Source organism: Arthrobacter sp. (assembly GCF_048266065.1).
GTDB lineage: Bacteria > Actinomycetota > Actinomycetes > Actinomycetales > Micrococcaceae > Arthrobacter_H.
In genome coordinates this window covers 49,449-61,284 of the sequence record NZ_JBLXAH010000001.1, presented here as the reverse complement: position 1 = coordinate 61,284, position 11,836 = coordinate 49,449, and the positions used below count along the sequence as shown (strand labels likewise).

The window sequence follows — 11,836 nt, the reverse complement described above, 5'->3', positions numbered from 1 at the left end:
CGGTGACCTCTCATGGGCGCCTGCGGAGTTAGCTGTCGGATTCGGGCCGGTCAGGCCCGGCCGCGGGCAGCGTGGCTGCACTGCGGCTTCACCCCAGGCGGACGGGCACCCCGCAACTGCGGGCGCCACGGACCACCAAAGATTGGGTTCTCCACCCCTGCCTGTCATTGATGCGAACGGACCCGTTCCGCAGGCAGGGTCAGGCGGTCGGAAGGGGTGATGGGGACGAATCCCCGTCTGTTACCAACGGTATCTTAATCGAATACGAAGTAACAGTTCCGTTATCAAACGCTGCGGGCCACGAAAACGTGGGCGCTGACCTCCACGGGCAGCTCCAGCGCGCCCTCGATCCCCTGCACCCGCACGACCACATACTCGCCGGCGCGCTCCAGGGTGACCTGGGCACCCGGGCGAATGCCGCCGTCGTTCAGCTGGGCCAGCAGTTCGGGATCAACCTGGATGGCCTCGGCCAGGCGTTCGACGGCCACCGGGCCGGTATTGCCCTCCACCAGGGCCGCGTCGAGGTTCTGCACCCCGAGGGCGAACTCGTGGGCCGCCGGACCCCCGAGGGTCTCCAGGCCGGGGATCGGGTTGCCGTAGGGCGAATCGGAGGGCTTGCCCAGCAGGTCGTAGAGGCGCTTCTCCACGCGCTCGCTCATCACATGTTCCCAGCGGCAGGCCTCGTCGTGGACGTACTCCCATTCCAGGCCGATGACGTCCGCCAGGAGGCGCTCGGCGAGGCGGTGCTTGCGCATCACCGAGGTGGCACGCTCACGTCCGGCGGCCGTCAGCTCGAGGTGGCGATCCGGCGTCACCACGACCAGTCCGTCGCGTTCCATCCGGGCCACCGTTTGGGACACCGTGGGACCAGAATGGTCCAGGCGCTCGGCGATGCGCGCACGCAGTGCCGTGATTTCCTCTTCCTCGAGTTCCAGAATGGTCCTCAAGTACATCTCGGTGGTGTCGATCAGATCTGTCACTGCGTGGCACTCCTGTAGGGCGGGGCGATGGACGGTGGACCCGTGCATCCAACTCTACCCGCGTTAACAATGTCGACCGGTTTCGGCATTCCCTGCGCGCGTGCGGGACCATGGGAACCGGGCCCCGGCCGACAGGGCCGGCCCCGCACCCCAGAACACCCCGATGGCAGGAGCAGAACTTGACCGATTCGCTGAGCATCCCCGCAGCCCTTCTTCCCGCGGACGGTCGCTTCGGTGCCGGGCCCTCCAAGGTCCGTGCCGGACAAATCGAGGCCCTGGCTGCCGCCAATCCCACCATCCTGGGCACCTCCCACCGGCAGGCTCCCGTGAAGAACCTGGTCGGCAGCATCCGCGAGGGGCTCTCCACCTTCTTCAACGCCCCCGACGGCTACGAGGTCATCCTCGGCGTCGGCGGATCCACGGCCTTCTGGGATGTGGCCAGCTTCGGCCTGGTCCAGCAGAAGGCACAGCACCTCTCCTTCGGCGAATTCGGCTCGAAGTTCGCCAAGGCCACCGACAAGGCCCCGTTCCTGCAGGCCTCCTCGATCATCAGCTCCGCACCGGGAACCCGTCCGGCGGCCGTCGCCGAGGCCGGCGTCGACGTCTATGCCTGGCCGCAGAACGAGACCTCCACGGGTGTCAGCGCCCCCGTGCGCCGGGTCGACGGTGCCGACGAGGGCTCCCTGGTGCTGGTGGACGCGACGTCCGCCGCCGGCGGGCTGGCCGTCGACGTCGCCGAAACCGACGTCTACTACTTCGCCCCGCAGAAGAACTTCGCCTCCGACGGCGGGTTGTGGCTGGGACTCTTCTCCCCCGCAGCGCTCGAGCGGGCCGAACGCATCGGATCCGGGGACCGCTGGATTCCCGACTTCCTGGATCTGCGCACCGCCATCGACAACTCGCTGAAGAACCAGACCTACAACACCCCGGCACTGTCCACGCTGGTGACCCTGAACGCCCAGGTCGAATGGCTTAACGGGCAGGGCGGCCTGGACTGGGCAGCCGCGCGGACCGCGGATTCGGCGCAGCGCGTGTACTCGTGGGCCGAGGCCTCCCCGGTGGCGACCCCGTATGTGGTCAACGCCGACGAGCGCTCGAATGTCATTGCCACGATCGACTTCGACGAGTCGGTCGATGCCGCACGGATCGCCAAGATCCTGCGTGCCAACGGCGTCGTGGACACCGAGCCCTACCGGAAGCTGGGCCGCAACCAGCTGCGCATCGCCACGTTCGTGGCGATCGAGCCGGACGACGTCAGCGCGCTGACCGCCTGCATCGACTACGTGCTGGAGAACATGTAACAGCAGGGACGGCAACGGGCCGCGGGGCCCCACTTCGGTGGGATGCCCCGCGGCCCGTTCTCGTCAGGACGTCATCCCGGCGGGGCGGAGGTGTTGGCGCTACCGGCGGCGACGGCGCGAACGGCTGCGGCGCGGCGCTGACTCGGCGGCCTGTTCGGCGTCCACCAGTTCCTCGTCGTCCTCGAGGACCTCGTCGGGCTCATCGGGGCTGGCTGCGGTGTCCACCGTTTCCACGTCGGTCCCGTCCGCCGCCGGTTCGGCGTCGGAGGCCGGGTTTGCCTGCGCAGCGGCGGGGGCATCGTCGTCGTGCGTGTCCTGGGACTGGTCCGGCGACTGCTTCTCCCCGGCGGCGGCGTCGGCAGCAGCCGCCTCGGCCGCCTTCTGCGCCTCGAGTTCCTCGGGTCGCACCCGGTCGGCCCAGGGCACCCATTCGGGGGCGAGCAGCGCACCGTCGCCGGGCAGCAACCCGGTCTCGCACACGGTGGCCTCCTTGCCGCGCGGGACGCGGGCCAGGGTCACGTACCAGTTCCAGCCGGCATAGCCGGGCAGCTTGGCCTCGAACCGGTGGGTGAGCACGCGGTCGTCGTCGGCGGAGACCCCGAGGTGTTCGCCGATCTGATCGGCTTCAACGGTGCCCAACAAGGTGCTGCGGGCCAGGTCGACCCCGGCGCCCAGCACCGCGTCGATTTTCGGTGCCCGTGCCATGATCAGGCGTCCAGGTCGTCGGCGACGCGACGCAGGACGGTGGCGATCTTGGTGGCGTGGTTCTTCTCGGGGTAGCGGCCCTTGCGCAGTCCGTTGGAGACGCTGTCCAGGACCTTGATCAGGTCTTCGATGAGGATCGCGGTGTCCTCGGCGGGCTTGCGTTTGGCACGGGCCACCGAGGGGGCCGCGTCCACGATGCGTGCCGTCAGCGCCTGGGCGCCCTTGCGGCCCTGGGCGATGCCGAATTCCATGCGGGTTCCGGCGCGGACCTCGGTGGTGCCCTCGGGCAGCGCCGAGGCATGCAGGTACACCTCCTCGCCGTCGTCGCTGACCAGGAAACCGAAGCCCTTCGAGGCCTCAAACCACTTCACTTTGCCAAAAGGCACTGCACTTACCTCGTTCTCACGTTCCGGCGGCGCCCGGCCCAGTGGCCGCGCCGCGTCTGGATTCCCGGCCCGTGCCCGTACCGGCGGCGTCTGCGCGCGGGGTACGGCCCAGCCGGGGAAGTCTATGACCCTAGGGTACGGCATGGGGAGGGCGTCGCGGACTTTGCCGCCCGTCGTGACGCTGATATTTTGACGTTGTGAATACCATCGACTCCCCGGCCCCCACGCAGCGCATCGTCACCGTGCTTGCGAGCGCGGTCGCCCTCGTTTCGATCCTGTCGCTGGCAGCAGTGCTGATCCAGTACATGGTGGGCGCCACCCCGTTCACTGCGTTGATGGCCGTGGGCCTGTACGGGCTGCCGGTGGCCTTCATCCTGCTGATCGTGCTGGTGTTGTTGCGCGTCCGGGACCGCCGCCGGAGCTGACCGGCGGGCGCGGGGGTTCTTCGCGGATCGCCTCCGCGCACAACGAATACCCAGAAAACTCCCAGACTTTGCACGCACAATGTCTGATATGACTGACAAACCTGCGGAAGCCAAGCTCCTGGTCGTCGACGACGAGCCCAATATCCGCGAATTGCTCTCCACGTCCCTGCGCTTTGCCGGGTTCTCCGTCGTCGCCGCCGCCAACGGCCGCGAGGCGTTGGCCGCCGTCGAAAAGGAACTCCCGGACCTGGCGGTCCTGGACGTCATGCTCCCTGACATGGACGGCTTCACGGTCACCCGCAAGCTGCGCGCCGCAGGACGGCATTTCCCGGTGCTCTTCCTCACCGCCCGCGACGGGACCGAGGACAAGGTCATGGGCCTGACGGTCGGCGGCGACGACTACGTCACCAAACCGTTCAGCCTCGACGAGGTCGTGGCCCGCATCCGGGCCGTGCTGCGCCGTACCCAGCCCCTGGATGAGAACGACGCAGTGATCCGGGTCGATGACCTCGAGCTCGACGACGACGCCCACGAGGTCCGCCGGGCCGGGGAAATAGTGGACTTGTCTCCCACCGAGTTCAAGCTGCTGCGCTACCTGATGATGAACCCCAACCGGGTGCTCTCCAAGGCCCAGATCCTGGACCACGTCTGGGAATACGACTTCAACGGCGATGCCTCCATCGTGGAGTCCTACATCTCCTATCTGCGCCGCAAGATCGATGCCCGGGAGGACTGGCCGGCCATGATCCAGACCAAGCGCGGCGTGGGCTACCTGCTGCGTTCGGCCGACCGGCGCTAGGCTGCCGAGGGTGCGTTCCCTTCCCCGTTTGCTGCGGCAGGTCTCCCTGCGCTCCAAACTCGTGGCCCTGATGGCCATCCTGATGATGTGTGGCGTCATCGTCACGGCGCTGGCGGCCTCCACCTCGCTGCGGGTGACCATGCAGGACCAGATGAACACCGACCTGAGGGACAACTCGGTCGCGCTGGCGAACATCATGTGGTCGGCCTGGAAGAACGAGCAGGCACCCAGCGAGGGCGCCACCCTGGAGTTCAACCGCTTCCGCGGCACGCTGCGCGACAACACCGGCAAGGTCCTCTACGAATTGCCGCACCCCAAGCACACCGACGGGCCCAAAGTGCCCACGATGACGATCGACCAGGTCAACGCCCTGGCGGGCCCGACCATGGAGGTCCCCGGCACCGAGGCCGGTTCCGACGGCTGGCGCACCGGCGTCTACGTGCTGGGGAACCACAGCGGCTACATCGTGGTCTCCCTTCCGCTGAAATCCACCATGGGCACCGTCGACATGGCGACCCGGCTGGTGGTCGTCAGCGGCACGCTCGTCACGCTGGTCATGTCCATGATCGCCTACGGCATCACGGGCCGTGCGCTGCGCCCGCTGGTCAGGGTCGAACGCACCGCCGCCGCGATCGCCGCCGGGGACCTATCCCGCCGTGTCGAGGAGTACCCGCCCGAAACGGAGGTGGGGCGGCTCTCACGCTCGCTGAACGCCATGTTGGCCCACATCGAATACGCGTTCCGCGGCCGGGCGGCCTCCGAACGCAAGATGCGCCGCTTCATCCAGGATGCCTCGCACGAATTGCGCACCCCATTGGTCACCATCCAGGGCTATTCGGAGCTGTACCGCCACGGGGGGCTGACCGGCCCGGAACAGGTCGGCACGGCCATGGGCCGGATCGAGGGCGAGGCCAAGCGCATGGCCCAGCTGGTCGAGGACCTGCTGACCCTGGCCCGCCTCGATGAGCAGCGGCCCCTGGAACGCCAACCGGTGGACCTGTTCATGTTGGCCTCGGACACGGTCGAGGATGCCCGCGTCAACGCCCCCGAACGCAAGGTCCTGCTCGTAGGGCTCGATGGCCCGCAACCAAGCAGCGCCCCGACCAGCGGGGATGAGCCGCGTTTGCGCCAGGTCGTGGGGAACCTGATGACCAACGCCCTGCGCTACACCCCCGAGGGGTCCCCCTTGGAGGTCGCCGTCGGGGTCCTGCCGGTCATCGATGGCCGCTCCGATGCGGTGCTGGAGATCCGCGACCACGGCCCCGGGATCTCCGAGGAGGATGCGGCACGGGTCTTCGAGCGCTTCTACCGTGCCGACAGCTCCCGGCAGCGTGAAACGGGCGGCACCGGGCTGGGCCTGGCGATCGTCGCTGCGATCGCCGCCCAGCACGATGGTTCGGTCCGCCTCACCGAGACCCCCGGAGGTGGTGCGACCATGGCGATCCGCCTGCCACTGGTCCCCCTCGACGAGCCCTCCACAGACGACGACGCCGCCTGACTTTTCCACAGGTGGGCCCCACCCGCTGTGGCCGGCCAGCGGTGTGGGGCATCGTGGTGACAGGACGCCGCCGGGCGTCCCGGACCGGGGCAGGTTCCGTGAGGCAAGGCAGGAATGGCGATGAGTAGTTTTTCGGCAAATACCGAGGACATGCGCGGACGGGCCCAGGCCGTCCAGGGGACGATTGAGCGGCTGCGTTCGGAGGTGGACGCCATGCAGGGCGGCCTGCGTGACCTTGAATCGTCCTGGCATGGGGCGGCCGCCTCGAACTTCCAGGCGGTGGTCTCCGATTGGCGGGCGACCCAGTTGAAGGTGGAGGAATCGCTGACGGCGATCAACACGGCGTTGGCCCATGCCTCGCAGCAATACGATGAAGCGGAAGCCGCCAACGCCCGCATGTTCACCTACTGACGCGGTGCAGGCTCCTCAGTCGTCGGCGGGGCGGGTCATCCCCAGCAGTGCGCGCAGCTTCTCCTCGGTGGCGGGGTCGGCCGAACGGGCCGCCTCGACGTTGGCGTCCGAAACGGCGGCGACGACCTCCTGGCGTTGGATGCGCAGGCCGCGCGGGGCATCGATGCCGATCTTGACGCCTTCACCGCGCACTTCCAGAACGGTCACGACGATGTCGTCACCGATGAGGATCTGTTCCCCGGCCTTTCGCGAAAGTACTAGCACCCGGCCATCCTAACGTGCCCCGGGCGCCCGGCGGCGGGGCGGTGCCGGGAGCTGGTCGATGTCGCGCAGCGCGATGCCCAGGTCCAGCACCGTGTCGGGGGTGGCGGTCGTCGACCGTCCGTGGACGGCCACGGCATCCACCGGGCACACCGCGTCGAGGGCTTCGACCCAGGCCCGGGTGTCCTCGCTCTTGCGCCCGGCGTCCACACAGACCCACAACTGGTCGGCACCCAGCGCTTCGACTTCCTGCACCTGGGTTTCCAGGTCCACCGCGTGGTCGAGCCCGCAGGCAATGTAGACAGGTTCCCCGGCCCCGACCCCCGCGGCCTGGGCCTTCACGCGTTCCATCCGGTTCCCGATGCGTGGTCCCGTGGCTTCGGCGGCGAACGCCCCGGCAGCATGGATGGCCAGGCCAGGTCCGGCCAGGGCCCGGGCGGCCCGATACGCATCGGATCCGAGGCCGACGACCACCACCAGGTCACCGGGCCCGTGCAACGGGGTGGGGCCCTGCGTCGGGCTCATGCCGCCGGCCGGACGCGGCCCCGCGTCGGCGGGTGCATCGAGTCGTGCAGCGCGTGCCCCGCTGGAGGGTTGGGACCCGAAGGTCAGGTCGTCCATGAGTCGGTCGAACTCCTCCGATTCGGTGGACACGTCGGTTTCCGGACGCCCATGCCAGTGGGCTTCGTCCTCGTCTGCTTCGGAGAGCAGGGAGATCAGCGCCTGGCGGTCCGGCAGCGGTTGGCCGGTATCGGCAGCACGCCGACCACGTCGACGGACCGGCTCTTCCCCGCTGTCCCGTCGGGCCGCGGGCTGCGCCCGCTGGGTCGCTGGCGCTTCAAGGCTCAGGACAGCGCGTTCGGGGGCCAGGTGCGGATCCTGCCCGGGGTCGGGCTCACGCACGTCGGTGCCCGTCGAGGCGGGCACTTCGATGACCGCTTCGATGTGCCGGCGGGCCAGGAATCCGCCGATGCCACCAACCGTGACGCGTTCGGCGGAGACGATGCGGGCACCGGAACCGTAGTCCTCGCTGACGCGGGTGCGCAGCTCCTCGAGGGTGGCTGCCTCAAGCTGAAATCTGGTTGGCTGCACGCACCACTCCCACGGTTTCGATCTCGGCGCCGCCGGCGGTGGCCTCCTGGTAGGACAACACCGGCAGTCCGCTGGCCAGCGGGGCGACCAGGCGCTGGATGGCAGGACGCAGTGCCGGGGCGCAGACCAGCACGGCCGAGAGCCCACGCTGCTCGAGTTCGGACAGCGATTCCTTCACCCCGGCATGGACCTGTTCCAGGCGGCTGGGATCCAGCAGGATCTGCGTTCCGTGTTCGGAGGGCCTGAGCCCCTCGAGCATGCCCTGTTCCAGGGCGGGATCGATCATGATGACCCGCAGGGTCCGTCCTTCCAGGTGGCTGGCGGCCAGGGCGGGGCCCAGCGCTTGGCGGGCGGCCTCGATGAGCCCCTCGGGATCGGTGGAGGTCTTCGCCCGCAGGGCCAGGGCCTCGTAGATGCGCTGCAGGTCGTTGATCGGGACCATCTCGGCGAGCAGGCCCTGCAGCACACGCTGGACCTCGGCCAGGCTCAGCAGGCCCGGGATCAGTTCGTCGACGGCCGACGGGCTGACTTCACGGGTCCCGTCGGTCAGCACGCGTACGTCTTCCCGGGTGAGCAGCCTGGCGGCGTTGGCCTGGACCACCGAGGAGAGATGGGTGACGACGACGGATACCCGGTCGATCGTGGTCGCCCCGGCCATCTCGGCGTTGTGCCGCAGTTCGGCGGGGATCCATTTCCCGGCCAGCCCGAAGACGGGTTCGACGACGCTGGGCCCGGGCAGCGACTCCAGCTGGTCGCCCAGGGCCAGGATCTTCCCGCGCGGGGCCTGTCCGCGTCCTGCTTCGACCCCGGCGATGCGGATGAGGTAGGTCGCCGGCGGCAGATCGACGCTGTCGCGGGTCCGGACCGGGGGCAGCACGATGCCCAACTCGTTGGCGATGCGCCGGCGCAGGGCCCGCACCCGGGCGAGCAGGTCGTCCCCTCCCCCGTTGACGATGTCCACGAGGTCCGGGGCCAGCTGGACTTCGAGGGCATGCACACGCATGTTTTCCATGATGTCCTCCGTGGTTTCCGTCGGCGCCGCCACCTCGGAGGCCTGCTTCGATGCCTCGCGTGCGGCCTGTTCCTTCTCCTGCGCCCTGACCCGTTGCGAGACGAAGATGAGCAGGCCCCCCACCAGGACGAAGGGCAGCTTCGGCATCCCGGGGACCAGTGCCAGCGCGATGGCCGCGGCGCCGGAGATCATCAGCGCGGTCCGCGATTGGGAGAGCTGCTTCGATGCCGTCGAGCCCATGTCCGATGCGGCGTTGGAACGGGTCACGATCATGCCGGTGGACACCGCCATGAGCAGGGCCGGGATCTGGGTGGCCAGGCCGTCGCCGATGGTCAGCAGCGCGTAGGTGTTCAGTGCCTCGCCCACGTCGAGGCCACGTTGGATCATGCCGATGCCGATGCCACCGACCAGGTTGATGATGATGATGATGATCCCGGCGATCGCGTCGCCCTTGACGAATTTGGAGGCACCATCCATGGCCCCGTAGAAGTCGGCTTCGGCGGCGACCTCGGCGCGACGCTCGCGGGCCTGGGTGTCGGTGATGAGTCCGGCGTTCAAGTCGGCATCGATGGCCATCTGCTTGCCCGGCATCGCATCCAGGGTGAAGCGGGCCCCCACTTCGGCGACCCGTTCGGCACCCTTGGTGACGACGACGAACTGGATGACGACCAGGATCAGGAACACGACGCAGCCGATGATCAGGCTGCCGCCGATGGCGATGTGGCCGAAGGCGGCGATGACCTCACCGGCGTATCCGTTGCCGAGCACCAGCCGCGTGGAGGCGACGTTCAGGCTCAACCGCAGCAGGGTCGCGACCAGCAGCAGCGAGGGGAAGACCGAGAAGTCCAGCGGCTTCTTCACGAACATCGTGTTCAGCAGGATCACCAGGGCCAGCAGGATGTTGATGGCGATGAGTCCGTCGAGCAGCACGGCCGGGACCGGGACGATCAGCAGCAGGATGATGCCGACGACGCCGAGCGGGACGGCGAGCTTTGACAAGGTGCTGAAGTTCATCGGATTGCCTTCTCGGGGATGTGGACCGTGGATGCTGCTGATTCGTGCGGGCGGTGGGGGCCGGGCCGCGGCGGGGCTGCCCGGTGGGCGCCGTTACCGGTGCGCGGTGGCGCCGGGTCCGGCACGGTGTGGATGCCGTCGGCGTTGCCGCGGGTCTTCAGCGCCATGACGAAGGCCAGCACCACGGCGACCTGCCCATAGAGGTCCACCGGGATCTCCTGGCCCAGTTCGCAGCCGGCGTGCAGGGCGCGCGCCAGCGGGATGTCGCGCACCATCGGAACATGCTTGTCCTGGGCCTCCTCGCGGATGCGGGCCGCGATCGTCCCCGCCCCCTTCGCGACGACCCGCGGCGCCGATTTGCCGGGCTCGTAGCGCAGGGCGACGGCGACGTGGGTCGGGTTGACCAGCACCACGTCGGCGTCGCCGATGGCGGCGATCATGCGGTTGCGGCTCATCGCCAGTTGCCGTGAACGACGTTGGGATTTGATCAGGGGGTCGCCGTCGGTCTTCTTGCCTTCGTCCTTGACTTCCTTGCGCGTCATGCGGGTGTGCTTGCGGTTGCGGCGGCTGACGACGATCAGGTCGATGGCGGCCAGGACGAGTCCCGCCAGCACCGATGCCTGCAGCAGGGAGGCGGCACCGTCGGCGGCGGAGCCGAGCAGTGAGGTCAACGGCAGCATGCCGGAGTGCAGCAGCAGGGGCATGAGCCCGGCGACGATGACCCACAGCACCAGTCCCACCACGGCGATCTTCAACAGGGCCTTGACCCCCTGCCAGACGGCCTGCAGGCCGAAGGTGCGCTTCATGCCGTTGACCAGGTTCAGGTTGGAGGCATCGAATTTGAACTTCTTGAAGTAGATGCCGCCCTGCAGGGCCGCAGCACCGGCGACGACGATCAGCACAGCTGCCAGCATCGGCGCCAGGATGCCACCGAGCGATCCCAAGCCGGCTTCCAGTGCTGCCAGGACTCCTGCCGGTTCCGGGTTGGCGATGATCGAGGTCACCGTTTCGAGCTGGCTGCGTCCTGCCTGCTCCCCCGCGGCGATGACCGTGGGGACCATGACGGCGGCGGCGCCGATGCCCAGCCAGGCGGTCAGGTCCTGGGACCGGCTGGTCTTGCCCTTGGACCGCACGTCCTTCATGCGTTGCGGGGTGGCTTTTTCGGTGCGTTCCCCGGAGTCTTCTGCCATCAGCCCATCACCGCCCGCAATGCCTCGAGTCCTGACTGGACGAGTGCCGAGACGACGGCGGGGAGGACCACGAAGACGGTGCCGGCCAGGGACAGGGTCAGGATGATCTTCAGCGGGAAGCCCATGGCGAATGCGTTCAGGGCCGGGGCGGCCCTGGTGAGCAGGCCCAGCCCTATATCGGCCAGGAACAGGACCACCAGCAGCGGGCCGGCGATCTGGACGGCTGCCAGGAACATGTCGGTGACGCCGCCGACGGCCTCGCCTGCCACGGTATCCAACCCGATCCCCGCACCCAGCGGCATCGCGTCGAAGGAGCGGAACAACCCGGAGAGCACCAGCTGGTAGCCGTCGGAGGCCACCAGCAGGGCCAGCGCGGCGAAATGGAACAACCGGGTGAATTGGGCGCCGTTGACCATCGACTGCGGGTCGAAGGCCTGCGCCATCTGGAACCCGCCGAACAGGTCGATCAGCCCGCCGGCGGCCTGGACGGCGGCGAAGAGCAGCATGACCAGGAAGCCCAGGGCCGCCCCGGCGACGATTTCGAGGGCCAGCGCGCCGATGTAGGCGCCGGTGTCCAGCGGGACATAGTCGGCGACCACGCGTGGTGAAACGGCCAACGCCAAGCCGACGCCGATCATGGCCTTGATCCGGGCCGGGATCGAATTGTGGGAAAAGGGCGGGGCGACGACGATGAACGCCGTGACGCGCACGGCGGCCAGCATCATCGCGGCGAGCCAGTCGAACGGGACTGTCGTTCCCATC

The 11,836-nt window shown here is 68.6% G+C and carries 13 protein-coding genes and 1 riboswitch; of the genes, 5 read left to right on the top strand and 8 right to left on the bottom strand.

The features are described 5' to 3' along the window. Positions 1 to 2: 2 nt before the first annotated feature. Positions 3 to 183: riboswitch (cyclic di-AMP (ydaO/yuaA leader) on the bottom strand. Between the two features lie 101 nt (positions 184 to 284). After that, positions 285 to 980, bottom strand: coding sequence for a metal-dependent transcriptional regulator (locus ACN0TP_RS00345; RefSeq protein WP_417215300.1), 696 nt, complete (start codon positions 978 to 980; stop codon positions 285 to 287). A 179-nt stretch (positions 981 to 1,159) separates the two neighbouring features. Between ACN0TP_RS00345 and serC the strand changes: the two genes are divergently transcribed. Further along, positions 1,160 to 2,281: a phosphoserine transaminase gene (gene serC / locus ACN0TP_RS00340; protein ID WP_417215298.1), complete on the top strand. Its 1,122-nt coding sequence runs from the start codon at positions 1,160 to 1,162 to the stop codon at positions 2,279 to 2,281. A 99-nt stretch (positions 2,282 to 2,380) separates the two neighbouring features. On the opposite strand, the gene ACN0TP_RS00335 is transcribed toward serC, so the two are convergent. Continuing rightward, on the bottom strand, positions 2,381 to 2,986 hold the full coding sequence (locus tag ACN0TP_RS00335; protein ID WP_417215296.1) for a DUF3027 domain-containing protein: 606 nt from the start codon (positions 2,984 to 2,986) through the stop codon (positions 2,381 to 2,383). A 2-nt stretch (positions 2,987 to 2,988) separates the two neighbouring features. Next, entirely contained in the window at positions 2,989 to 3,372 is a 384-nt protein-coding gene (locus tag ACN0TP_RS00330; RefSeq protein WP_417215295.1) for a cold-shock protein, read from the bottom strand. A 197-nt stretch (positions 3,373 to 3,569) separates the two neighbouring features. Here ACN0TP_RS00330 and ACN0TP_RS00325 point away from each other — a divergent pair, with 197 nt between their 5' ends. From ACN0TP_RS00325 to ACN0TP_RS00310, 4 genes are all read left to right on the top strand, one after another. Further along, complete coding sequence (locus ACN0TP_RS00325; RefSeq protein ID WP_417215293.1) at positions 3,570 to 3,797, top strand: hypothetical protein; 228 nt, start codon at positions 3,570 to 3,572, stop codon at positions 3,795 to 3,797. 88 nt (positions 3,798 to 3,885) lie between these two features. After that, on the top strand, positions 3,886 to 4,596 hold the full coding sequence (locus ACN0TP_RS00320) for a response regulator transcription factor (protein ID WP_417215291.1): 711 nt from the start codon (positions 3,886 to 3,888) through the stop codon (positions 4,594 to 4,596). Positions 4,597 to 4,606: 10 nt separating this feature from the next. Beyond that, a complete protein-coding gene (locus tag ACN0TP_RS00315) occupies positions 4,607 to 6,094 on the top strand; it encodes a sensor histidine kinase (protein WP_417215289.1) in 1,488 nt (495 codons plus the stop codon). A 120-nt stretch (positions 6,095 to 6,214) separates the two neighbouring features. Further along, the gene (locus ACN0TP_RS00310) at positions 6,215 to 6,505 is read left to right on the top strand and encodes a WXG100 family type VII secretion target (protein ID WP_417215287.1); all 291 of its coding nucleotides are present in this window, start codon (positions 6,215 to 6,217) and stop codon (positions 6,503 to 6,505) included. A gap of 15 nt (positions 6,506 to 6,520) precedes the next feature. On the opposite strand, the gene csrA is transcribed toward ACN0TP_RS00310, so the two are convergent. Genes csrA through ACN0TP_RS00285 form a run of 5 tightly spaced genes read right to left on the bottom strand, consistent with a single transcriptional unit; the run spans position 6,521 to position 11,835 of the window. After that, on the bottom strand, positions 6,521 to 6,769 hold the full coding sequence (csrA, locus tag ACN0TP_RS00305; RefSeq protein WP_417215285.1) for a carbon storage regulator CsrA: 249 nt from the start codon (positions 6,767 to 6,769) through the stop codon (positions 6,521 to 6,523). Between the two features lie 9 nt (positions 6,770 to 6,778). Continuing rightward, positions 6,779 to 7,858 (bottom strand): hypothetical protein, encoded by a 1,080-nt coding sequence (locus ACN0TP_RS00300; RefSeq protein WP_417215283.1) that lies wholly within the window; start codon positions 7,856 to 7,858, stop codon positions 6,779 to 6,781. Beyond that, positions 7,833 to 9,884, bottom strand: coding sequence for a flagellar biosynthesis protein FlhA (locus ACN0TP_RS00295; RefSeq protein ID WP_417215281.1), 2,052 nt, complete (start codon positions 9,882 to 9,884; stop codon positions 7,833 to 7,835). The genes ACN0TP_RS00300 and ACN0TP_RS00295 overlap by 26 nt, the downstream gene beginning before the upstream one ends. Then, on the bottom strand, positions 9,881 to 11,074 hold the full coding sequence (locus ACN0TP_RS00290; RefSeq protein WP_417215279.1) for an EscU/YscU/HrcU family type III secretion system export apparatus switch protein: 1,194 nt from the start codon (positions 11,072 to 11,074) through the stop codon (positions 9,881 to 9,883). Before ACN0TP_RS00290 ends, ACN0TP_RS00295 begins: the two co-directional genes overlap by 4 nt. Beyond that, entirely contained in the window at positions 11,074 to 11,835 is a 762-nt protein-coding gene (locus ACN0TP_RS00285) for a flagellar biosynthetic protein FliR (RefSeq protein WP_417215277.1), read from the bottom strand. Before ACN0TP_RS00285 ends, ACN0TP_RS00290 begins: the two co-directional genes overlap by 1 nt. Position 11,836: the final 1 nt, after the last annotated feature.

Bases quoted from the DNA above. Each gene is read 5' to 3' on its own strand.
- ACN0TP_RS00335 (WP_417215296.1), bottom strand. From the start codon at position 2,986: ATGGCACGGGCACCGAAAATCGACGCGGTGCTGGGCGCCGGGGTCGAC.
- ACN0TP_RS00310 (WP_417215287.1), top strand. From the start codon at position 6,215: ATGAGTAGTTTTTCGGCAAATACCGAGGACATGCGCGGACGGGCCCAG.
- ACN0TP_RS00320 (WP_417215291.1), top strand. From the start codon at position 3,886: ATGACTGACAAACCTGCGGAAGCCAAGCTCCTGGTCGTCGACGACGAG.
- ACN0TP_RS00295 (WP_417215281.1), bottom strand. From the start codon at position 9,884: ATGAACTTCAGCACCTTGTCAAAGCTCGCCGTCCCGCTCGGCGTCGTC.
- ACN0TP_RS00290 (WP_417215279.1), bottom strand. From the start codon at position 11,074: ATGGCAGAAGACTCCGGGGAACGCACCGAAAAAGCCACCCCGCAACGC.
- ACN0TP_RS00285 (WP_417215277.1), bottom strand. From the start codon at position 11,835: ATGGGAACGACAGTCCCGTTCGACTGGCTCGCCGCGATGATGCTGGCC.